This window comes from Mycobacterium pseudokansasii (assembly GCF_900566075.1).
GTDB lineage: Bacteria > Actinomycetota > Actinomycetes > Mycobacteriales > Mycobacteriaceae > Mycobacterium > Mycobacterium pseudokansasii.
Map to the genome: position 1 here is coordinate 5,694,276 of NZ_UPHU01000001.1, position 21,412 is coordinate 5,715,687.

Here is a 21,412-nt window from a genome sequence, read left to right on the forward strand (position 1 = left end):
TGCTTCGATTATGCCGACCTCACGATTATGCCGATATTGAGTGGGATCGGTTGTGGTGCAGGGGGTTCAGTCGCGGGGTATCGGCATAATCAGAGGCCTTCGAGGAACGCGAGGATCGGATCGGGCGGCTGGTATCGCCCGGGCTTGGTGTGCGTGGGTGCGGTGGCGGCGATTGCGCGTTCCTTCAGGGTCATGTCGGCGTGCAGGTAGAGTTCGGCGGTGGCAGTCTGTTCGTGACCAAGCCACAAGGCGATGACGGTGATGTCGACACCAGCGAGCAGCAGGGCCATGGCCGCGGAGTGCCGCAGGGTGTGGGCGGTGACCCGCTTGCTGCGCAGCGACGGACACGATCCGCGGGCGCGGTTGGTGTAGAGCGTGATTCGGCGCTCGACCGCATCGCGGCTGAGCGATCTGCCGGTGCTGGTGGGGAACAATGGGTCGTCGGGGGCGCCGCGACGTTCGGCGAGCCAGCCCCGCAGCACTTCCACGGTGTCGGGCAGTAGTGGTGTGTTTCGCTGTTTGCGGCCCTTGCCGATGCAGTGTACGTGCGCGCCGCGGCCGAGCTGCAGGTCGGCGACTGACAACGCGGTCAGTTCGGAGATCCGCAGCCCGGTCTGCAAGGTGAGCGCCAGCATCGCGTGGTCGCGTCGTCCGGCCCAGGTGTCGGGGTCGCAGGCGGCCAGCAGCGCGTCAGCCTCCTCGTTGGTGAGGTAGGTGATCAGGTTGCGTTGGAAGCGTTTCGGCGGGACCGCCAGCACGCGTTGGATCGAGGCGGCGTGTTCGGGATGGCGCAGTGCGGCGTAGCCGAACAGTGAGTGGATGGCCGCCAACCGGGTGTTGCGGGTGCGCACGCTGTTGCCACGATCGTGTTCGAGGTGGTCGAGGAACCCGGCGACCGAGGGCGCGTCCAGATCGGCGAGGTCGAGCTGGCTGGGCGGTTTGGCGGTGCGGGTTGCGGTATAGCCGAGCAGCAGCCGGAACGTGTCGCGGTAGCCGGCGATGGTGTTCGGGCTGGCCTGGAGTTGCCCGATGAGCCGGTCGGTGAAGTAGGCCTGCAGGATCGGGGCGAGCGCGGTCATCGCCGGCCTCCGGGTCTGCTCGCCTGCAGCCGTTGCGCGGCAAGGCCCATCAACTCGGGCGTGGCCGTCAAATACCAGTAGGTGCTGGCCGGGTTGACGTGTCCGAGGTAGGTGGACAGCACCGGCATCATTGCCGCGACGTCGACGCCGGATCGGTACCAGTCCAGCAGGCAACTCACGGTGAAGGCATGCCGAAGATCATGTGCGCGGGGCCGGACCGTGGCGGTGCGTAGTCCGATCGTCGTGGTGATCTCGATGAACGCCTCATGCACCGACGAATATCGCAGCGCGGCGCCGGTGGTGGCCACAAAGAACGTCTCCGATCGTCGCGGCGGCGGTATCCGGCGGTCGCGGCGGCGGGCGTAGCGGCGCAGCTGTTCGACGGCGCTGGGGTGCAGCGGTATGAGGCGGGGGTGGCCGGCCTTGCGGCCAGCGACGGTGAGCACGCCCGCCCGCAGGTCCACGTCGGTACGGCGCAGCGGCAGTGTTTCCCCGATCCGCAGGCCGGTCACTGCAAGCAGCCCCAGTAGGGTGTGTAGGGTCGCGGCACGCATCTCGGGGCGAAGGTCGTTGGCGGCGTGCAGGATCCGTTGTATTTCTGCATCGGTGTAGATGTAGGGTGTGGGCCGCTTGCCCTGTCCGGGGAATACCTTGGTGGGTGGGATTTCGGTTGCCGGGTCGATCGTGGCCAGGTAGCGGGCGAATCCGCGGATCGCGCCGAGTCGGTGCGACCAGTTGACCGGGTCGACATTGCGCGGCAGTCGCGCGAACGCGATCGCAGCCTCGGTCGTGATCGATGTCGACGCCCGCTGGCGCAGGAAGTCGAGGAATTGGGCCAACACCTGGCCGTCGCCGGCCAGCGCGAATCCCAGCCCTCGCCGCAGCCGCAAGTAGTCGTCGAGATGGGCGCGCAGCTCGGCGGTCATCGTGGGTCTCCGATCGGCCAGGGCCGCGCCAGCATCCGCAGCGCGGCGATGTCGACGCGGCTGTAGACCGCGGTGGTGGTCAGGCCCTGATGGCGCAGCGCCTGACCGATGTGCGGCAGCGGAACCCCGGCCCGCACCATCCGCACCGCGGCCGTGTGCCGAAGCCGATGCGGCCCAACCGGACTCACACCAGCGCGCACGCACGCGCGGCGCACGATGCCGCCGACGGCTTCACGGGTGAGCGGATGAATCGGGGCGATGGCGGTGACGAACACCTCCCGCAGGTCGGTGGATGGTCGTCCGCGTTGCAGATAGCCGGTAACCGCGGCGCCGACGTCGGACGGTAGCGGCATCCGATCCATTCGGCCGCCCTTGCCGTGGACGACCAGTACACCTGCCCGCCAATCGATGTCGTCGAGCCGCAACCGGGCGACCTCACCGGCGCGTAGTCCCAGCCGCAACAGCACCACCAGCACCGCGTAGTCGCGGCGGCCGATCGGGCGGCGCCGATCGCACGCGTGCAGCAGCGCTGGCGCGTCGTGGTCGCCGATTCCTCGGGGCAGCAGTGACATCCGGCGACCGGTCGCGGCCAACGCCGCCGCCGAGAGGTCCGCATCGACGAGGCCCTGCAGATGGCAATACCGCAGCAGCGCTCTTACCGCGGCCACGTAGTACTGCACCCCACCCACCGACACCCGCCCGGCCTCGGCGGTGATCGCGTGGGTCACATCCGCCGCCCTTAGCGCACTCACCTTGCCGTCGATGGTGTAGTCGACCAGGAACCGCCGACCGCGAGCGATGTACGCCGTGATCGTGGACCGCGACAACACCCGCTCCGACGCGAGGTAACGCTCGAACCCGCCCAGCAGAGCCTCGACCCCATTCGACGGCGGACGTGGCGGCGGCGCGATCGGCGTGACATGTTGCGCGACAAGGAAGTCGAGCAGCGGCACCATCGCACGCCGGCCGCGGTGAAGCGTATAACCAGTCGCGCGGCGTGAGGCCAGGTACTCGACGACACATCCTTCGGTCAGATCCCGGCCCGACCAGCCGTGCTCGTCCAGCCAGCGACTCAAGTGCGCCAACAGCCGCAGCTGGTGCACCGCCGACAACTGCGTATATCCCAACTGCCGCAACTTATCCCGAAAGCCATCCGCGAACGGCGCGAGCGGACCCTCGAACCGAACGTCGGTGACCTTGCTGACCGGCTTGCCCATCACATCCTCCTTCGTCAGAAACCCGTCGAAGGAGATATCAGTCCTGATTATGCCGACAGTTCAACCCTTCTCACGTCGCTGACCAGCAGCTACCCAGAAACGTCGGCATAATCGTGAGGTCGGCATAATCGAAGTCCAAACCTGTTACCTCATAAGGTATCTCATGAACCCCTGCTTTCAGTCCAGTCAGGATGTGGGTGTTTGCGTTGTTGCGCACGGTGCGGGTGAAGACCCAGCCGATATGTACATCGGTGAGGTTCAGGGTGCGGGCGAACTCACCCTTTAGTGTTGGGCCGCAATGCGCGACCGTATCGCCCTCGAAGAAACCGGGTTCGTCTTCTACCTCATCACCTGCCTTACGGACCTTGACCGAATTCCGCAGCAGTGGTCAGGGTTTCGTCGTCGATACACCACTGATCTGGTCCTTGGCCTTCGCCGGCGCCAGATACCGGTCAATCGTCGCCGCGCTCATCTTCAGCAGCTCCTCACGCACGGCGAGGCTGTAACGGTCACGACCAAAACCCAACTCGCCGTGGCGCTCTAGCCCATCGAGCTGGAGCCGCATCGAAGCAGCCAGATACTTCCCGCATTGGACCACCCGAGGCGGCCCAGACCCGCTGCAGCACCTTGAGCGCGTCGTAGGAATACTTTGAAGCCCTTGGCTTGCGTGGTCGCTTCGCGCTGCTGCGACCCGATCCCGGCGGCCGCATCGCCGCTGCGGTAAGCCTGCGCCGGGCGTTGTCGCGCGACCACCCAGTCACCTCGACCACCTGATCCAGAACCTTTCCCTTGTCCTTCTTCGCAGCTTTCACATAGCCCCTGGCGTACCTGGTGGTGATCTCGGCACGAGACGACATCGACAACCCACTCTCCATGCCTCACGACGGTCACCGTTTCGCGGGCATTCTTAAGTGAGGCACCGAGGGTGTTTCGCGGGCAGTTTTCGTGAGTCAAGCCGGCCCCTTCACAACTGCGGCCGGTAGTGCCAGGCTGAAAGGTACGACGAAGGGCCGGATCAGATGCCGTAACCGCTATGGCGGACCCTCGCGGGTTACGCCGACGCTAGCTTGGCACCCGGCCCTTCGCCTTCACAGCAGCCCGAACGAACGCCAGATGACCCACCAATCGTGTGAGGTCGCATAAGTCAGCATGGGCGCTCGGCACTCCTCACAGCACACCGCGCACTCCGGCCAGGTCTTCTAACGCCAGCAACCACCGGCGACAATGCCCCACGCACCAACCATGACTTGACACGACCTACAGCCAGCTAGCGCTCCCGGCATGGTATTTAGCTATTAGCTTAATCTGGTCAAAGTTAAGCTAATATCTTCATATGGGTGGCCTGAAGAATTGCGCTTCAGTTCGGGCCACGGTGATCGGCGACGTGGTCGGGTCTCGCCGTGCCGCTGACCGGTCGGCGCTGCATAGACGCGCTGCAACGGCTTTGCAGCAGGCCGCCGACGGCGCGATCGACGCACCGGCGTTCACCGTCGGCGACGAGTTCCAGGGCAGCTACCCTACTGTCGGCGCTGCCATCGACGCCGCGATGCGAGTGCGGTTGCTGCTGGCCCCCGAGGTCGACGTCCGTTTCGGGATCGGGTGGGGCGCGGTCACCATCCTCGACGCGGACGCCGGGATCCAGGACGGCCCGGCGTGGTGGGCAGCTCGAGACGCCATCAGGTATACCGCTGACATCCAGCAGCGGCCCGGCTTTGCGCTGGTACGGACCACATTTCGGGCGCCCGATGACGCCCGCTCCGACGTCGCGGCGGTCAACGCGGCCCTGATTTGTCGGGACCATCTGCTTGGATCGCTCGATGAAAGGTCATTGCGGATTGTGAGGGGCTTGATGGACGGGCTGACCAAGAAGGAACTCGCCGTAGCCGAGGGTATCAGCGCGTCGGCGGTGTCCCAGCGCGCAAGCCGTGACGGCTTGGACCTGATTATCCTTGCGTCCCAATATCTCCGGAGGATCACGTGAGCGCCGTCGCCGTTCTGCTGATCGCCGTTGGCATCGCCGACGGCTGGCGGCGGTTATCGAGGGCGGTGTGGCCGCCGCTGGTCACCGGACCGGTGGTAATCGTGGCCTGTGCGGCGGTGTGCGGGCTATGGCACGCCCGCGACATCGTGCCCCTGGGGTTGGCGGCGCTGGCGGCGGTGGCCTGGGAAATGTTGTGCCTGCGCAGCGAGCACACCGGTGGGCACCAGCGTCCTGCGCTGGCCGTCATGGTCGTCGCGCTTGCGGTGTTGATCATCCTGTCCGGGTTGGGATCTCACGCGGGTGGCCTCGCCGCCCGCTGGGCTCACTGGGTGGCCCTGCCGTTGGGCACCGTTACGCCTACCCGGCTACTGATGGTCGTCGGCGTGGTGCTGCTCCAGCTGGCGACCGGCAATCAGTTGATCCGCTTAGTGCTCGGCGCGGTGGGAGCCGTGCGTCCGGCAGGTCAGCCGCAGCCCTCGGACAAGCTGAAGGGCGGCCGGCTGCTGGGTCCCATGGAGCGCCTGCTGATCCTCAGCCTTGGCCTGGGAGGGCAGGTGGGAGGCCGCCGGGGCGGTCGTTGCGGCGAAGGGTCTCATTCGGTTTCCCGAGCTGAGCGCGCAGAAGGGCCGCAATGGCCAGGTTGGCATCGACGAGGTGACCGAATACTTCTAGGTGGGCAGCTTCGCGAGTTGGTTGCTAGCTCTCGCGGGTATGGCCTTGATCCTGGCCACGCGCTAACCGGTTGACACTGACGCGTTGACGCGTAGCGGTTTTCACGCTCGGCGGCTCATGGGCGCCGGCCGGCTGCCTGCAGGGCCGTAACCACGCGGCCGACGAACGTGCCCTGCCGATTACGCAGCAGCTGGCTAGTGACCCGGATAATCGTCCAGCCCAGATCAAGCAATGCGGTATAGCGGTCGATGTCCCGGTCGCGCTGCGCGGGGTCAGTCCAGTGCTGCGGCCCGTCGTACTCGATGCCGACCCGCAACTGGTCATAACCCATATCGATGCGGGCCACGACGTCCCCGTACTCGTCGAACACTCGGAGGTGTTTGCGGTCTCCGCAGGCCTGCGTCGATCAGCACCAACCGGGTTCGCGTCTCCTGCGGGGACTCCGCGCCGCCGTCGACCAGGGGCAGCACCCGCCGGAGCCGAACCAGACCCCGCGCGCCCGGATGGTCGGCGATGACGGCCGCCACCTCGGTGACCTTGACTTCGGTCGCGTTGGCCAGCGCGTCGAGCCGTTGCACTGCCCACAGCCGGGTTGCCGTGCGCCGCCCGATGTCGAAGGCCGTACGGGCGGGGTTGGTGACCGGGATTCCGGCGACCGTCAGCATCTGGTGGGAAGCACCATCTCCGTATGCACGGTAATACCAGCCGGGGCCCGTCGATTGTCATGCGCCAACTCGGCCGGCGCCCGCGGGTCCACCCACTTCGCGCCGAGTAACGCCGCCGCCGAATTGCCGGCGCCACCGTGCGCCGCCGCGACCACAGCCATGCCCCGTGTGCGCGCTGGCCCGCGGTCAGCTCGATGCCGGACGGGACGTAGACGCCCGGGTAGACGCATTCGTACATCGCGCGCATGGCCCGCTCCGGAATGGCCGCCGCGGCCAATGCCTCCGCACCCAGGAACGGCCAACCGAGTTCGCTCATGGGGCGAATGCTGACAGCACCCACCGACAGCCCGCCGACCGTGCATTGCGCGACGCGACACACCGAGAAAGCGTCGTCTGGTTCACACTCGGCGCCGCGAAGTTGAGGTCTCGCGGAGCAGACCTTTGCCGCGCGGCTGAGAATGACGATTTTCGCCTATGCCCGAAGTAGCGCGGCGGCTGCACCGGCAACCTCGGGCACCCCGGAGGTTAGAGGCGCTCGATGATCGTCACGTTGGCCGTGCCGCCGCCCTCGCACACGGTCTGCAACCCATAGCGACCACCGACGCGCTCGAGCTCGTTGAGCATGGTGGTGAATAGCTTTGCGCCGGTGGCTCCCAAAGGATGACCCAGCGCGATCGCACCGCCGTTCGGATTGACCTTCTCCGGGTCGGCCTTGATTTCCTTGAGCCAGGCCAAGACAACCGGCGCGAACGCCTCGTTGATTTCCACGACGTCGATGTCGTCGATGGAAAGCCCGGTCTTCTCCAGCGCATAACGGGTGGCCGGAATCGGGCCTGTCAGCATGAACACCGGATCGGCACCGCGTGCACTGATGTGGTGAATGCGCGCCCGCGGGGTCAAGTTGTGGTCCTTGACGGCTCGCTCGGAGGCGAGAAGCACCGCGCTGGCGCCGTCGGAGATCTGGCTGGCCAGCGCGGCGGTAAGCCGGCCGCCGTCGACGAGGGTCGGCAGTCCGGCCATTTTTTCCAGCGATGTCTCACGAGGTCCCTCGTCCAGGCGGAAGTCGCCCACCGCCACGATCTCGTTGTCGAAATGCCCTGCCCTGATTGCGGATAGCGCGTGCTCGTGGCTGCTGAGCGCGAACTGCTCCATCTCCTCACGGGACAGGTTCCACCGCTCGGCGATCATTTCGGCGCCGCGGAACTGCGAGATCTCCTCGTCGCCGTAGCGGTGCTGCCACCCCTTCGACTCGGCAGTCGGCGAGCTGAAACCGAACTGCTTGCCGACCTCCATGGCCGAAGAGATCGGGATCTGACTCATGTTCTGGATTCCGCCGGCCACGATGATGTCGGCCGTCTGCGCCATAATCGCTTGTGCGCCAAAGGAAATCGCCTGCTGACTGGAGCCGCATTGCCGGTCGACGGTGACGCCGGGAACCTCTTCCGGATACCCCGCGGCCAGCCACGCCAGCCGGCCGATGTTGCCGGCCTGTCCGCCGACGGCGTCCACACAACCGACGATCACATCCTCGACCGCGCCCGGGTCGACGTCGACGCGCTCGAACAGGCCTCGGAATACGCCCGCCCCCAGGTCGAGCGGATGCACGCCTGCGAGTGCTCCGTTGCGCTTACCGACCGCTGTCCGCACGGCCTCAACGACGTAAGCCTCCGGCATGTCATACTCCTTCTTTCGTGATCCCGCCAAGAACGATGGCGAGGTATTTCTGGCCCACCTGCTCGGCGGTGAGCGGTCCGCCGGGCTGATACCAGCGCACCGATACCCAGGTGGTGTCCCGGATGAAGCGGTACACCAAGTCGACGTCGAGGTCGGGCCGAAAGTAGCCCTCCGCGATGCCTTGCTTGAGCACCTCCACCCACATCTTCCGTTGCTGCTTGTTGCGGTCCTCGAGATAGGAGAACCGGGGCTGCGACGACAGTCGCTGGGCTTCGTCCTGGTAGATGACGACTTGGGCGTGCCGGTGCTCGATCGCTTCGAACGACGCCATGAAGAGCCCCTTGAACCGTTCCAGCGGATTGGGCTCGGTGTCCACGATTTCGCGGTAACGATTAAACAGCCAGTCGAGGAACCCGCGCAGCAGTTCGTCGACCATCTCCTCCTTGGAGGAAAAATGGTGATACAGGCTGCCGGAGAGGATGCCGGCACCGTCGGCGATGTCGCGCACGGTGGTGGCGCGCAGGCCGCGCTCGGCGAACATCGCCGCGGCGAGCTCCAGCAACTCGTCTCGCCGGCTAATAGCCTGACTGGCCACTCGGTCCATCCGATCAGACTATCAACCAAGCGCTTGCTCGGCCACCGAGGTGCGCGCGGCCCTCGGTCGGGAATTCGGGCGACAACAACACGGGCTTCTGGCATTCGGGCAATGTCAACACCGGCTTCGGGTCGACCACCGACACCGGCCTGCCGAACTCGGGCTCCAACAACACCGGAACCGGGAGCTCCGGCTTCTTCAATACCGCCACCGGCGGCGGTACAGCGGGCCGTATGTCGGGCTTCTTCAACACGGCCAGCGGCGGCACCGGACAGAGCGGCGTGACCTCGGGCATCGGAAACACCGGCATCCCCGGAGTCCTGGGTCCCACGATCAGCGGCAGGAACTCCGGCTTCTTCAACGTGGGCACTGCCGTATCGGGCATCTTCAATCTCAGCCGGCTGTTGCCACAACTCAGCCGGTAAACTGGCGCCTTGCCGCGGTTTCTCCTGGGCCGCAATGACTTAACGCCATCACACCGGCGCTGGCGCCCAGAAAACCCGGAGCGCCGTTACCGGCCCACAGCGCCGCGCGCGTCGATCTCGCCGATCAACGACCCAACGCCGGCCGCCTTTGCCTGGAAACCCCTTCTCCACCGCACAATTGGCGTAGCATCCGTGAATTGCTCGATTCCATTAGGGTATCGGTCGCGTCGGGGGCGGCCGAGTGGAAACGTGTTGGAGGTCGACATGGTCAGTTTTCCGATGCTGCCGCCGGAGATCAATTCGTTGCTGATGTTCGACGGTGCCGGCTCAGCGCCGATGTTGCAGGCGGCGACAGCGTGGGGCGGGTTGGCCGATGAGCTTGGGGCAGCTGCGGATTCGTTTACGTCGGTGACCTCGCGGCTGGTCGGTCAGGCTTGGCAGGGCCCGGCGTCGGCGGCGATGGCGGCCACGGCCGCGCCGTACGCGGGGTGGCTGAGCGCGGCGTCGGCGCAGGCTGCCGGAGCAGCGTCGCAGGCCCAGGCGGTGGCCGGCGCATTCGAAGCGGCGCGGGCCGCGACGATTCATCCGCTGGCGGTGGCGGCCAACCGCAATTCGTTCGTGCAGCTGGTGCGGTCGAATTTCCTGGGGCTCTTCGCGCCGGCGATCGCCGCCGCCGAGGCGCAGTACGAGGAGATGTGGGCCGCCGACGTCTCGGCGATGACGGGCTATCAGGCCGGCGCGGCGGCGGCGGCCGCCGGGTTGAACCCCTTCGAGCAGTTGCTGGCGCTGTTACCCAACATCGGCATCGGCAACAAGGGCGGCACCGGCAACATCGGCAGCGGCAACACCGGCACCGCCAACGTCGGTAACGGAAACACCGGCAGCGGAAACGTCGGCAGCGGCAATGGCAACTCCGCCATCGTGAGCAGCGGAAACATCGGCAACGGAAACCAGGGCAACAACAACTTCGGCAGCGGGAACTTCGGCAACGAAAACATCGGCTTCGGCAACACCGGCGATTCGAGTACCAGCTCAAATCCCGGTGTGAACCTGGGCATGGGCAACTTCGGAAACGGAAACGTCGGCGTCGGAAACATCGGCAACGAGAACATCGGCGGCGGCAATACCGGTGTCGGAAACCTCGGCGCTGGCAACAACGGGATCCGCAACTTCGGCTTCGGAAACACCGGTAACAACAACATGGGGATCGGGCTCACCGGCAATAATCAGGTCGGCATCAACCTGCCCGGCCTGCTGAACTCCGGCAGCGGCAACATCGGCATCGGCAACTCCGGTACCAACAACATCGGCTTCTTCAACTCCGGCAACGGCAACGTGGGCATCTTCAACGCGAGCCCGACGCCATCCACCAGCCCAGGCAACTTCGGCATCGGAAACGCAGGCGTCGGCAACGTCGGCCTTTTCAACTCCTACATCGGCAACTTCGGCCTCGGCAACAGCGGCTTGCTGAACACCGGCCTCTTCAACTCGGGTGAATTGAACACCGGCTTCGAGAACGGCGGGACCCTCAACACGGGCTCGTGGAATTCGGGCGACGGCAACACCGGCTCCGGCAACTCGGGCGAGACCAACACAGGTTTCTGGAATTCGGGCGATGTGAACACCAGCATCGGGTCGACCACCGACAGCGGCCTGGTCAACTCCGGTTTCAACAACACCGGCGATGGTGTCTCGGGCTTCTTCAACTCTGCGACCGGCACTGCCGCCGGCGCCATCTCGGGCTTCTTCAACCAGGCCAGCGGAGGATCATTATTCAACGGTGCTATCTCCGGCATTGGGAACGCCGGCGTCCCGAGTACGGGCCCCACGGTGAGCGGCTTCGACACTGGCTTCTTCAACACCGGCACCGCTCTGTCGGGCTTGTTCAACATCGACCAACTGTTGAAACAACTGACGTAGCCGGACAGATCGGCCGGGCATCCCGAATCGGCTATCGGCGCGCAGGGTCGTGGTGATTCGAGATGACTTATCCGCGTGGCAGTACGAGGTGACGCGGGCGGCCGGCGTCTCGGCGATGATTGGCTATCAGGCCGGTGCGGCGACAGCGGGCTGAACCCTTCGAGCACTGCTACAAGACGCGGAACGCAGCCTCTTCGAGACATGGCTTGGCTGCGAGCGGTTGTGGGGCTGTGCCCCGGTGTGGGAGAGGGAAATCGCGTGCTGGTGCGGTTGGATCGGTGGCTGAAGGCACCGACTGTGCGCTGATGGCGCCGAGTGTGCGGTGGCGGCGCCGACTGCGTCGTGAGGGCGGCCGATCGTGGACATTCCCGCCCTACCTACACAGTCAAAGCCGTCACCGCGCACTCGATACGACGGCCACGACCGCCGATACGGTCAGCACGTGCGACATACCCCGATCGCCTTCCATCACAAGCGGTTTGAGCGAAGGCGCGGTATCGGCGTGCCGATAACGAAGCCAAGGTGTGCCGAAGTCTGAGCCAGGCATCCAAGGCTGCGGAAGAAGACATCGTTGACCAGTAGCATTCGTGATCACCATGAATTTCCGAGTGAGACAGGCCAAGGCAATACCTCTCCCGATCACCAACCGCCTACGGGTGCTGATTCGATACTGAAATAACTTCGCCCGTAAGGTAACTCGAGTAATCGCTGGCCAGAAACGCGATGGTGGCCGCGACTTCCCATGGTTCGGCGGCACGGCCGAAAGCTTCCCGGGCGGACAGCCGGTCCAACAGCTCGGCCGAGGTGGTCTTGTCCAGGAACTTGTGCCGGGCGATGCTGGGCGAGACGGCGTTGATCCGAACCCCGTACTCGGCGGCTTCTATTGCACTGCAACGGGTCAGCGCCATCACGCCCGCTTTGGCGGCGGCATAGTGCGCCTGCGAGTGCTGGGCCCGCCAACCGAGAACGCTGGCGTTGTTGACGATCACTCCGCCGTGCGGGGCGTCGCGGAAGTAGCGCAGCGCGGCCCGGGTGGCCCGGAACACCGACGTCAAGGAGACATCGAGGACCCGGTCCCACTCGTCGTCGGTCATGTCCGCCACCGGCGTCTGGCCACCGAGGCCGGCGTTGTTGACCAGCACGTCGAGCCGGCCCATGCGTGCGGTCGTCGAGTCGATGAGGGCGTCCACCTGCACACTGGACGTCACGTCGCACAGCACGCTTTCGACCCGGCCGAGGCCCAGCGCGGCCAGTTCGGCGGCGGTCTCCCCCAGCCGTCGCTCATGGTGGTCGGAGATCATCACGTCGGCCCCCTCGGCCAGCGCGCGGCGCGCGGTGGCCGAGCCGATACCGGTACCTGCGGCCGCGGTCACCACCACTACCTTGCCGTTCAAAAGTCCATGTCCGGGAAACTCTTTCGGCGCGACAGACAAATTCATCCCTTGACCTCCCGCGGCAAGCCGAGCACCCGCTCGGCAATGATGTTGCGCTGAATCTCGTTGGAACCGCCATAGATGGTGTCGGCCCGGGTGAACAGATACAGCCGCTGCCAGTCGTCGAATTCACCGTCGGGCCCGCCTTGCGACAAGGTCATGCCGGGCTTGCCGATCACATCCATCGCCAGCTCCCCGAGCGAGCGATGCCAGTTGGCCCACAACAACTTCGACACATTGTCCTGGCCGTCGACAGCTGGCCCTTCCAAGGTTGCCAGCGCGTAGCTGCGCATCGCCCGCAGCCCGGTCCACGCCCGGGTCAGCCGCTCCCGGATGAACGGGTCGTCGGCGGCGCCGGTGCGCTGCGCGAGCTCGACCAACCGCGAAAGCTCACGGGAATAGACGATTTGCTGGCCCAGCGTGGACACTCCGCGCTCAAAGGTCAGCGTCGCCATCGCAACCCGCCACCCGTCACCCGGCTGGCCCACCACCATGCCGGCGTCGGTACGCGCGTCGTCGAAGAACACCTCGTTGAACTCCGAGGTGCCGGTGATCTGGACGATCGGCCGGATCTGCACCCCGGGCTGATCCAGCGGCACCAGCAGATATGACAGCCCGGCATGCCGCTTGGAGCCCTTCTCGGTGCGTGCCACCACGAAGCACCACTGCGACAGGTGTGCCAGCGACGTCCACACTTTCTGCCCGTTGATCACCCATTGGTCGCCGTCGAGCTCCGCGGTGGTCGAAACGTTGGCCAGGTCACTGCCCGCACCCGGCTCCGAATAGCCTTGGCACCACAGCTCGGTGACGTCGAGAATGCGCGGCAGGAAGCGCTGCCGCTGTTCGGGCGTCCCGAACGCGATCAGGGTCGGCCCCAGCAGTTCCTCACCGAAATGGTTGACCTTCACCGGAGCGTCGGCGCGGGCGTACTCCTCGTAGAACGCCACCCGATGCGCGGTCGGCAGTCCCCGTCCACCGTGCTCGACCGGCCAGCCCAAGCAGGTGAGCCCGGCCGCCGCAAGGTGCTGATTCCATGCCCGGCGTTCTTCGAACGCCTCGTGCTCGCGTCCCGGCCCGCCGAGCCCCTTGAGAGCTGCGCATTCGCCGACCAGATTGTCGGCGAGCCACTCGCGGACCTCGGCCCGGAACTCCTCGACGTCCTGCATGACCTGTAGGCTAACCTACCAAGCACTTGCTTTGTTAGGCCGCCGGTGAAGGACGCCGCGGCCGCTTAGAGGAGCATCCGATGACCGACGATCCGCATACCGTGCCCGCGGCTCTGGATCGTCTCGCCAGCATGTTCCCCGACCACGACGTCTTGATCACCGACGACCGGAGCTTCACCGCCACCGCCCTGCGCGCCGAGGTGCGCCGGGCCGCGGCGGCGCTGATCGCGCTGGGCGTCGAGCCCGGCGATCGGGTGGCCATCTGGTCGCCGAACACCTGGCACTGGGTGGTGGCCTGCCTGGCGATCCATCACGCCGGCGCCGCCATGGTGCCGTTGAACACCCGCTACACCGCCGAGGAAGCCGCCGACATCGTCGCCCGGACTCAGGCGCCGGTGCTGTTCGCCATGGGCCGGTTCCTGGGCGCCGACCGGGTCGCCGGCCTGGACTCTCGAGCCCTGCCCGCGCTGCGGCACATCGTGCGGGTGCCGATCGAGGCCGACGATCCGGTCCAGAGCACCTGGGACGAGTTCATGGCCCGAGGCACCGACCTCGAGGCCGTCTTTGCCCGCGCCGCGGCCGTGCAACCCGACGACGTCAGCGACATCCTGTTCACGTCCGGCACCACCGGCCGCAGCAAGGGCGTGCGGTGCGCGCACCGGCAATCTTTGTCGGCCTCGGCGTCGTGGGCGGCCAACGGCAAGATCACCAGCGACGACCGCTACCTGTGCATCAACCCGTTCTTCCACAACTTCGGCTACAAGGCCGGCATCCTGGCGTGCCTACAAACCGGCGCGACGCTGATCCCGCACCTGACGTTCGATCCGCTGCGCACCCTGCAGGCGATCGAGCAGCACCGCATCACGGTGTTGCCCGGACCGCCCACCATCTACCAGACCCTGCTGGATCACCCGGCGCGGCGCGACTATGACCTGAGCTCGCTGCGGTTCGCGGTGACCGGCGCGGCCACCGTGCCCGTGGTGCTGGTGCAACGCATGCAGTCCGAACTCGACATCGACATCGTGTTGACCGCCTACGGCCTGACCGAGGCCAACGGCATGGGAACGATGTGCCGCCCCGACGACGACGCGGTAACCGTCGCCACCACCTGCGGACGGCCTTTTGCCGGCTTCGAATTGCGTATCGACGCTGAAACCGGCTCTGAAACAGGAGAAGTGCTGCTGCGCGGTCCCAACGTCATGCTCGGCTATCTCGACGACCCGGAGTCGACGGCGGCCGCCGTCGACTCCGACGGCTGGTTGCACACCGGGGACATCGGTGCCGTCGACGAGGCCGGCAACCTGCGCATCACCGACCGGCTCAAGGACATGTACATCTGCGGCGGCTTCAACGTCTACCCCGCCGAGGTCGAACAGGTACTGGCCCGGTTGGACGGAGTGGCCGACGCCGCGGTGATCGGTGTTCCCGACCAGCGACTGGGCGAAGTCGGCCGAGCCTTCGTGGTGCCCCGGCCCGGCGCGACGCTCGACGAAGCCACGGTAATCGACTACACCCGTGAGCATTTGGCGAACTTCAAGGCGCCGCGGTCGGTGCGATTCGTCGATGCCTTGCCCCGCAACGCCGGCGGCAAGGTGGTCAAATCACAACTGCGAGAGTTGGCCTGAATGGACCTGGCATTCGATGCGGAAACCCTGGCCTTTCAAGCCGAGGTGCGCGAGTTTCTGTCGGCCAACAAAGACTCGATTCCGACGAAGTCCTACGACAACGCCGAAGGCTTTGCCCAGCACCGGATTTGGGATCGGGTACTGTTCGACGCCGGACTGTCGGTGATCACCTGGCCGAAAAGGTACGGCGGCCGCGACGCACCGTTGCTGCACTGGGTGGTGTTCGAGGAGGAGTACTTCCGCGCCGGTGCGCCGGGTAGGGCCAGCGCGAACGGCACCTCGATGCTGGCGCCGACCCTGTTCGCCCATGGCACTCGGCAGCAGCTGGACCGAATTCTGCCGAAAATGGCCAACGGCGAGCAGATCTGGGCCCAGGCCTGGTCGGAGCCCGAGTCCGGCAGCGACCTGGCGTCACTGCGGTCCACCGCCACCAAGACCGAAGGCGGCTGGCTGCTCAACGGTCAGAAGATCTGGAGCTCACGGGCGCCGTTCGCCGACATGGGCTTTGGGCTGTTTCGGTCCGATCCGTCGGCCGAGCGGCACCGCGGTCTGACCTACTTCATGTTCGACCTGCAGGCACCGGGCGTCACGGTGCGGCCCATCGTGCAACTGGGCGGTGACACCGGCTTCGGTGAGATCTTCCTCGACGACGTCTTCGTTCCCGACGAGGACGTCATCGGCACCCCGAACGACGGCTGGCGCGCGGCCATGAGCACGTCGAGCAACGAACGCGGTATGTCGCTGCGCAGCCCGGCCCGCTTCCTGGCGGTGGCGGAGCGGCTGGTGCAATTGTGGAAAGACAACGGCTCCCCCGCCGGATTCGCCGATCGGGTTGCCGACGCCTGGATCAAGGCGCAGGCCTATCGGCTGCAGACCTTCGGCACGGTGACCAGGCTGGCCGCCGGCGGTGAGCTGGGCGCCGAATCGTCGGTGACCAAGGTGTTCTGGTCCGAACTCGACGTGGAATTGCATCAGACCGCGCTGGACATCCTGGCCGCAGACGCAGAACTGGCCGGCCCGTGGACCGATGGCCTGTTGTTCGCCCTGGGCGGACCAATCTATGCGGGCACCAACGAGATCCAGCGCAACATCATTTCGGAACGGCTGCTGGGCCTGCCACGAGAGAAGAAGTGACCGTGGATTTTGCGCTTGATCAACAACAACGTGATTTCGCCGCCAGCATCGACGCGGCGCTGGGTGCTGCCGATCTGCCCGGCGCGGTTCGCGCCTGGTCGGCGGGCGATGCGGCGCCCGGCCGTAAGGTGTGGCAGCAATTGGCCAACCTCGGCGTCACCGCACTCAACGTGCCGGAGAAGTTCGACGGTCTGGGAGCCGATCCGGTAGACCTGGTCGTCGCACTGGAACGGCTCGGCCGCTGGTGTGTGCCCGGCCCGGTCACCGAATCCATTGCCGTTGCACCGGTTTTGCTCGCCAATGACGATCAGGCCGAGCGCTGCGCCGGTCTGGCCTCCGGTGAGCTGATCGCCACCGTCGCACTACCGCCGCAGGTGCCGCGCGCCGTCGACGCCGACACCGCCGGGCTGGTCTTACTGGCCGGTGATGCCGGTGTCGCCGAAGGCACGCCGGGCCGGCGCCATGCGTCCGTCGACCCCAGCCGTCACGTCTACGACGTGACGGCGACCGGCCCAAACGTCCAAACCTGGCACGCAGACATCAAGCGCGCCTACGAGTTCGGCGTATTGGCCACGGCGGCGCAACTGGTAGGTGCCGCCGAAGCACTGCTGAGCGCGGCCGTCGACTATGCCAAGCAGCGGACGCAGTTCGGCCGGGTCATCGGCTCGTATCAGGCGATCAAGCACAAACTCGCCGACGTCCACATCGCGGTCGAACTGGCCCGTCCGCTGGTTTACGGAGCTGCCTTGTCGCTGCAGCCTCGCGACGTCAGCGCCGCCAAGGTGGCCGCCGGTGAGGCGGGTCTGCTGGCGGCCCGCTCGGCGTTACAGACTCACGGCGCTATCGGCTTCACCCAGGAACACGACCTGTCGCTGTGGTTGCTGAAGGTTCAGGCCCTGCGTTCGGCCTGGGGTACACCGGAGGTACATCGGCAGCGTGTGCTGGAGGCGCTATGACCCGCGCCGGCGACGATGCAGAGCGCAACGATGAGGTGGGGGCACCACCCGCTTGCGGGGGAGAGCGGCGCAATGACTGACGAACGGGAGATGCTGCGCGAGACCGTCGCCGCCCTGGTGGCCAAGCACGCAAGTCCAGCCGCGGTGCGCGTGGCGATGGAGTCCGACCGCGGCTACGACGAGGCCCTGTGGCGACTGCTGTGCGAACAAGTCGGGGCCGCCGCTCTTGTCATCCCCGAGGAGTTCGGCGGAGCTGGCGGCGAATTAGCCGACGCGGCAACGGTTTTACAAGAGCTGGGCCGGGCACTGGTGCCGTCCCCGCTGCTGGGCACCACGCTGGCGGAACTGGCGCTGCTGGCCGCGCCCGAGCCGGACGCCGAGACGCTCAACCGGCTCGCCGAGGGCACCTCGATCGGCGCGCTGATCCTCGACCCCGACTATGTGGTCAACGGTGACGTCGCCGACGTCGTCGTCGCCGCGAAAGACGGCCAATTGAACAGGTGGACTCGCTTCACCGCGCAGCCCGTCGCCACCATGGATCCCACCCGCCGGCTGGCCCGCATTCAGCCGCAGGAAACCCGGACGATCGGCGCCGACCCAGGACTGGCCTGCTCGGCGGCAATCCTGCTGGCCGCCGAGCAGATCGGCGCCGCCGAACGCTGCCTGGAACTGACCATCGAATACACGAAGAGCCGTGTGCAATTCGGCCGCCCGATCGGGAGCTTCCAGGCACTCAAGCATCGGATGGCCGATCTGTACGTGATGGTCGCCGCGGCGCGGTCCGTCGTCGCCGACGCCTGCACTGAACCCACACCCGCCAATGCGGCCACCGCACGACTGGCTGCCTGCGAAACGCTCAGCGCGGTGGCCGCCGAGGGCATCCAGTTGCATGGTGGCATCGCGATCACCTGGGAACATGACATGCACCTGTATTTCAAACGGGCACACGGCAGTACGCACCTGCTGGATTCGCCACGAGACTTGCTGCGGCAGCTCGAGTCCGAGGTGCTCCCCGCACCATGACCCATCGTGTTGCCCGGCGCGCGGGCATTCCACCGTTCCACGTGATGGATGTCTGGCTGGCGGCCGCCGAGCGCCAGCGCACCCATGGCGACCTGGTCAACCTCTCGGCGGGTCAGCCCAGCGCCGGTGCGCCCGAACCGGTACGTGCCGCCGCGGCCGCCGCCCTGCATCTCAACCAACTGGGTTATACGGTGGCACTGGGTATTCCGGAGCTACGCGCCGCGATCGCGGCGGACTACGAGCGCCAGCACGGCATCACGGTCGGCCCCGACACGGTCGTGGTCACCACCGGTTCTTCGGGCGGCTTCCTGCTCATCTTCCTGGCATGCTTCGACGTCGGGGACCGGGTGGCGATGGCCAGCCCCGGCTATCCATGTTATCGAAACATCCTGTCAGCGTTGGGATGTGAGGTGGTGCAGATACCCTGCGGGCCGGCGACCCGGTTTCAGCCCACCGTGGCGATGCTCGCCGAACTCGACCCGCCGGTGCAGGGGCTGGTCGTGGCCAGCCCGGCCAATCCCACCGGGACGGTCATTCCACCTGAGGAGCTGGCGGCGATCGCGTCGTGGTGCGATGCGTCCGGGGTCCGGCTGATCAGCGACGAGGTCTATCACGGCCTGGTCTACGAGGGGGCGCCGCGGACCAGCTGCGCATGGCAGACCTCACGAAACGCGGTCGTGGTCAACAGCTTTTCCAAGTACTACGCGATGACGGGCTGGCGACTCGGTTGGCTATTGGTGCCGACGGAGCTGCGCCGCGCGGTCGACTGCCTCACCGGCAACTTCACCATCTGCCCGCCGGTGCTGTCGCAGATTGCCGCGGTATCGGCGTTCACCCCCGAGGCGACCGCGGAAGCCGACGGCAATCTGCGGCACTATGCGCTCAACCGCTCGATGCTGCTCGACGGCCTGCGTCGCATCGGGATTGACCGGCTGGCTCCCACCGACGGCGCGTTCTACGTCTACGCCGATGTCTCGGCCTTCACCGCCGACTCGTTGGCCTTCTGCTCAAGGTTGCTGGCCGACACCGGCGTGGCGATCGCACCAGGGGTCGACTTCGACACCGCGCGGGGCAACTCGTTTGTCCGGATGTCGTTCGCCGGGCCGACCAGCGACATCGAAGAAGGCCTGCGCCGAATGGAGTCCTGGCTGCCGGGCCGCTGATCCACGAGATCGACGTTGTGCCGACAATGAGCAAGAAAAGACCTGCACAACGTCGATTTCGGTGAAACCGCTACGCAATCGTCTGATCGATACGCGCCTCGAGCGCGCCACGGCCGACATCTGCCACGTTGATCCCGAACCGCGAGCTCAGGGCATCGACAACCGTCGCCGTGTCCTCCAGCACGGTCTTCTCGGTCCGGCCGCCGCGGTGGACCGCCAGGATCCGGCCCGTCAAGTTCCACCGGGCGTCGTCGGTCACGGTGGCAGCCATCAAGCCGGTGACGAAGTGCGACGACGGGTGCGTCGAGACAAACCAACTGCCCACCTTCAGGTCGATCTGAGGCCGGCTGACCGTGCTGAATTCGTAGAGCGGCTGCCACTCGTCACGAACCAATGCCTGCAGCACCAGCCCGTCGCCGCGGTCATCGAGCCGATATGGTTCATGGGTCGTTTGCTGAATGCATCGGGTCTGCAACCGCAGCGGCGACGTCGGCGTCTGGCCCCCGAAACCGACGTCCACCAGATACGAACCATCCGAACCGGGAAAAGTCACCGCGAGCACGGTATGCGTCTGCGCCGGCAGCGGCGCGTCCGGCGGCGCCATCCACACCACCCGGCCGGTCAGCCGCCGCAGCCGAAACCCGAGTTCGGCCAGCACGTCGCCGATCAGACCGTTGTGCTCGTAGCAGTAACCGCCGCGGCGCCGGTGGACGAGCTTGTCCATCAGCGATTCTGGACTCAAGTCGTCGACCGGCACGCCCATCAGCGGATCGAGGTTCTCGAACGGAATCGCCCGGGTGTGGGCGCTCACCACCGCCCGCAACACCGCCAAGGTGGGTTCGGTGGGACCGCGATAGCGGATGCGTTCGAAGTACGCGTTGAGATCCAGCGCCATAGAGCCATTGTGCTGGCTGGCGCACGGCTTCGACAGCCTATACCCAAGGGGGTATTATGGCGGGAAATGTGCAGAAGGAGGAGCCAGTGGCCGACGTCGAGCTCTACATCGATCCGGTATGTCCATTCGCCTGGGCCGCTTCGCGATGGCTGCTCGATGCCGCGCGCAAGACGGACACCCCGGTCACGCTGCGGCAGATGAGCTTGGCCGTGCTCAACGAGGGCAACGACCTCAATCCTAAGCAGCAGCAGATGATGGATCGATCACGACGGCTGGGACGGCTGTTCGCCGCGGTCGGCGTCCAGCACGGGCCGGACGCGGTCGCACGGCTTTACGATTCGGTGGGTCCCCGTATCCATGTGCGTGGGAAAGAGATGTCCGCCGATGAGGTCCGCAAATCCCTGGCCGAGTGCGGACTTGACGAATCGCTCGCCGAATCGCTTGACGACAGCGCACTCGACGAGGCCGCCCGGCACGCGCACCAAGCCAGCCAGGACGCGCTGGGCGGTTCGGGCGGCAGCCCGATCATCGCGGTCGACGGACGCGGGTTTTTTGGACCGGTGCTGACCGGGATACCCGGCAGCGACGACGGCGTCCGCCTGCTCGAGGCCGTCCTGTCCGCCGCGACCACGCCCGAATTTGCCGTGCTGCAACGGCCTTACCAGGGGCCGCCCACTCTCGAGGAGGGTCGCTGAATGTGCCACGCAGTCCGGTGCCGCACCTGCGGGAAAGTGACGTGGGCCGGTTGCGGAGCGCACGTGGATCAGGTGCGTGCGCTGGTTCCGCAAGAGCAGTGGTGCCCAGGTCACCCGAGGGATTCCTCCAGGCGCTGGTGGCCGCCACGGCAGAGGTAGCGGCAATCA

17 protein-coding genes and 3 pseudogenes are annotated in these 21,412 nt (G+C 66.3%); 10 read left to right on the plus strand and 10 right to left on the minus strand.

Features of this window, described 5'->3' with window-relative positions; translation table 11 throughout:
* Positions 1-89 precede the first annotated feature (89 nt).
* From EET10_RS25710 to EET10_RS31340, 4 genes are all read right to left on the minus strand, one after another.
* Positions 90-1,079 carry a tyrosine-type recombinase/integrase gene (locus EET10_RS25710; RefSeq protein ID WP_122502308.1) on the minus strand — a complete coding sequence of 330 codons (990 nt, stop codon included), beginning with the start codon at positions 1,077-1,079 and terminating at the stop codon, positions 90-92.
* A complete protein-coding gene (locus EET10_RS25715; protein WP_036404012.1) occupies positions 1,076-2,005 on the minus strand; it encodes a tyrosine-type recombinase/integrase in 930 nt (309 codons plus the stop codon). The genes EET10_RS25710 and EET10_RS25715 overlap by 4 nt, the downstream gene beginning before the upstream one ends.
* On the minus strand, positions 2,002-3,222 hold the full coding sequence (locus tag EET10_RS25720) for a tyrosine-type recombinase/integrase (protein WP_036404014.1): 1,221 nt from the start codon (positions 3,220-3,222) through the stop codon (positions 2,002-2,004). The genes EET10_RS25715 and EET10_RS25720 overlap by 4 nt, the downstream gene beginning before the upstream one ends.
* Before the next feature lie 388 nt (positions 3,223-3,610).
* On the minus strand, positions 3,611-3,787 hold the full coding sequence (locus EET10_RS31340; protein ID WP_246013698.1) for a hypothetical protein: 177 nt from the start codon (positions 3,785-3,787) through the stop codon (positions 3,611-3,613).
* 768 nt (positions 3,788-4,555) lie between these two features.
* Between EET10_RS31340 and EET10_RS25730 the strand changes: the two genes are divergently transcribed.
* Positions 4,556-5,203: a SatD family protein gene (locus EET10_RS25730; protein ID WP_063466672.1), complete on the plus strand. Its 648-nt coding sequence runs from the start codon at positions 4,556-4,558 to the stop codon at positions 5,201-5,203.
* A pseudogene (locus EET10_RS25735) lies at positions 5,200-5,941 on the plus strand (hypothetical protein). The gene EET10_RS25730 and the pseudogene EET10_RS25735 overlap by 4 nt, the downstream one beginning before the upstream one ends.
* Before the next feature lie 49 nt (positions 5,942-5,990).
* Here the strand turns inward: EET10_RS25735 and EET10_RS30335 are convergent.
* The 3 genes and pseudogenes from EET10_RS30335 to kstR2 form a co-directional block, all read right to left on the minus strand.
* Positions 5,991-6,856 (minus strand): annotated as a pseudogene (locus EET10_RS30335) (endonuclease domain-containing protein).
* 209 nt (positions 6,857-7,065) lie between these two features.
* Positions 7,066-8,214 (minus strand): steroid 3-ketoacyl-CoA thiolase FadA6, encoded by a 1,149-nt coding sequence (fadA6, locus tag EET10_RS25745; protein WP_063466673.1) that lies wholly within the window; start codon positions 8,212-8,214, stop codon positions 7,066-7,068.
* A 1-nt stretch (position 8,215) separates the two neighbouring features.
* Complete coding sequence (kstR2, locus tag EET10_RS25750; protein WP_063466674.1) at positions 8,216-8,818, minus strand: TetR family transcriptional regulator KstR2; 603 nt, start codon at positions 8,816-8,818, stop codon at positions 8,216-8,218.
* Between the two features lie 59 nt (positions 8,819-8,877).
* Here kstR2 and EET10_RS31345 point away from each other — a divergent pair.
* Both EET10_RS31345 and EET10_RS25765 read left to right on the plus strand, forming a co-directional pair.
* Positions 8,878-9,234, plus strand: a pseudogene (locus tag EET10_RS31345) (hypothetical protein); the annotation flags it as partial.
* 264 nt (positions 9,235-9,498) lie between these two features.
* Positions 9,499-11,154, plus strand: a complete 1,656-nt coding sequence (locus tag EET10_RS25765) for a PPE family protein (protein WP_099188555.1) — start codon at positions 9,499-9,501, stop codon at positions 11,152-11,154.
* Positions 11,155-11,804: 650 nt separating this feature from the next.
* Here the strand turns inward: EET10_RS25765 and ipdF are convergent.
* Both ipdF and ipdE1 read right to left on the minus strand, forming a co-directional pair.
* Positions 11,805-12,593 carry a (5R,7aS)-5-hydroxy-7a-methyl-1-oxo-2,3,5,6,7,7a-hexahydro-1H-indene-carboxyl-CoA reductase gene (gene ipdF / locus EET10_RS25770; RefSeq protein ID WP_063467886.1) on the minus strand — a complete coding sequence of 263 codons (789 nt, stop codon included), beginning with the start codon at positions 12,591-12,593 and terminating at the stop codon, positions 11,805-11,807.
* Entirely contained in the window at positions 12,590-13,753 is a 1,164-nt protein-coding gene (ipdE1, locus tag EET10_RS25775) for an acyl-CoA dehydrogenase IpdE1 (protein WP_063467887.1), read from the minus strand. The genes ipdF and ipdE1 overlap by 4 nt, the downstream gene beginning before the upstream one ends.
* Before the next feature lie 80 nt (positions 13,754-13,833).
* Here ipdE1 and fadD3 point away from each other — a divergent pair, with 80 nt between their 5' ends.
* The 5 genes from fadD3 (at position 13,834) to EET10_RS25805 (ending at position 19,654) form a co-directional block, all read left to right on the plus strand.
* A complete protein-coding gene (gene fadD3 / locus EET10_RS25780; protein ID WP_063467888.1) occupies positions 13,834-15,378 on the plus strand; it encodes a 3-((3aS,4S,7aS)-7a-methyl-1,5-dioxo-octahydro-1H-inden-4-yl)propanoate--CoA ligase FadD3 in 1,545 nt (514 codons plus the stop codon).
* On the plus strand, positions 15,379-16,512 hold the full coding sequence (locus EET10_RS25785; RefSeq protein WP_063467889.1) for an acyl-CoA dehydrogenase family protein: 1,134 nt from the start codon (positions 15,379-15,381) through the stop codon (positions 16,510-16,512).
* Positions 16,509-17,468 (plus strand): acyl-CoA dehydrogenase family protein, encoded by a 960-nt coding sequence (locus tag EET10_RS25790; RefSeq protein WP_099187766.1) that lies wholly within the window; start codon positions 16,509-16,511, stop codon positions 17,466-17,468. Before EET10_RS25785 ends, EET10_RS25790 begins: the two co-directional genes overlap by 4 nt.
* Before the next feature lie 72 nt (positions 17,469-17,540).
* Positions 17,541-18,491 carry an acyl-CoA dehydrogenase IpdE2 gene (gene ipdE2, locus EET10_RS25800; protein ID WP_122502601.1) on the plus strand — a complete coding sequence of 317 codons (951 nt, stop codon included), beginning with the start codon at positions 17,541-17,543 and terminating at the stop codon, positions 18,489-18,491.
* The gene (locus EET10_RS25805; protein WP_122502602.1) at positions 18,488-19,654 is read left to right on the plus strand and encodes a pyridoxal phosphate-dependent aminotransferase; all 1,167 of its coding nucleotides are present in this window, start codon (positions 18,488-18,490) and stop codon (positions 19,652-19,654) included. Before ipdE2 ends, EET10_RS25805 begins: the two co-directional genes overlap by 4 nt.
* Positions 19,655-19,724: 70 nt before the next feature.
* Here EET10_RS25805 and EET10_RS25810 read toward each other — a convergent pair whose 3' ends face one another.
* A complete protein-coding gene (locus EET10_RS25810) occupies positions 19,725-20,549 on the minus strand; it encodes an arylamine N-acetyltransferase family protein (RefSeq protein WP_063467892.1) in 825 nt (274 codons plus the stop codon).
* Positions 20,550-20,635: 86 nt separating this feature from the next.
* On the opposite strand from EET10_RS25810, the gene EET10_RS25815 reads away from it, so the two are divergent.
* Complete coding sequence (locus tag EET10_RS25815) at positions 20,636-21,244, plus strand: mycothiol-dependent nitroreductase Rv2466c family protein (RefSeq protein WP_063467920.1); 609 nt, start codon at positions 20,636-20,638, stop codon at positions 21,242-21,244.
* Positions 21,245-21,412 lie beyond the last annotated feature (168 nt).

Bases quoted from the DNA above. Each gene is read 5' to 3' on its own strand.
- EET10_RS25710 (WP_122502308.1), bottom strand. From the start codon at position 1,079: ATGACCGCGCTCGCCCCGATCCTGCAGGCCTACTTCACCGACCGGCTC.
- EET10_RS25715 (WP_036404012.1), bottom strand. From the start codon at position 2,005: ATGACCGCCGAGCTGCGCGCCCATCTCGACGACTACTTGCGGCTGCGG.
- EET10_RS25720 (WP_036404014.1), bottom strand. From the start codon at position 3,222: ATGGGCAAGCCGGTCAGCAAGGTCACCGACGTTCGGTTCGAGGGTCCG.
- EET10_RS31340 (WP_246013698.1), bottom strand. From the start codon at position 3,787: ATGCGGCTCCAGCTCGATGGGCTAGAGCGCCACGGCGAGTTGGGTTTT.
- EET10_RS25730 (WP_063466672.1), top strand. From the start codon at position 4,556: ATGGGTGGCCTGAAGAATTGCGCTTCAGTTCGGGCCACGGTGATCGGC.
- fadA6 (WP_063466673.1), bottom strand. From the start codon at position 8,214: ATGCCGGAGGCTTACGTCGTTGAGGCCGTGCGGACAGCGGTCGGTAAG.
- kstR2 (WP_063466674.1), bottom strand. From the start codon at position 8,818: ATGGACCGAGTGGCCAGTCAGGCTATTAGCCGGCGAGACGAGTTGCTG.
- EET10_RS25765 (WP_099188555.1), top strand. From the start codon at position 9,499: ATGGTCAGTTTTCCGATGCTGCCGCCGGAGATCAATTCGTTGCTGATG.
- ipdF (WP_063467886.1), bottom strand. From the start codon at position 12,593: ATGAATTTGTCTGTCGCGCCGAAAGAGTTTCCCGGACATGGACTTTTG.
- ipdE1 (WP_063467887.1), bottom strand. From the start codon at position 13,753: ATGCAGGACGTCGAGGAGTTCCGGGCCGAGGTCCGCGAGTGGCTCGCC.
- fadD3 (WP_063467888.1), top strand. From the start codon at position 13,834: ATGACCGACGATCCGCATACCGTGCCCGCGGCTCTGGATCGTCTCGCC.
- EET10_RS25785 (WP_063467889.1), top strand. From the start codon at position 15,379: ATGGACCTGGCATTCGATGCGGAAACCCTGGCCTTTCAAGCCGAGGTG.
- ipdE2 (WP_122502601.1), top strand. From the start codon at position 17,541: ATGACTGACGAACGGGAGATGCTGCGCGAGACCGTCGCCGCCCTGGTG.
- EET10_RS25805 (WP_122502602.1), top strand. From the start codon at position 18,488: ATGACCCATCGTGTTGCCCGGCGCGCGGGCATTCCACCGTTCCACGTG.
- EET10_RS25810 (WP_063467892.1), bottom strand. From the start codon at position 20,549: ATGGCGCTGGATCTCAACGCGTACTTCGAACGCATCCGCTATCGCGGT.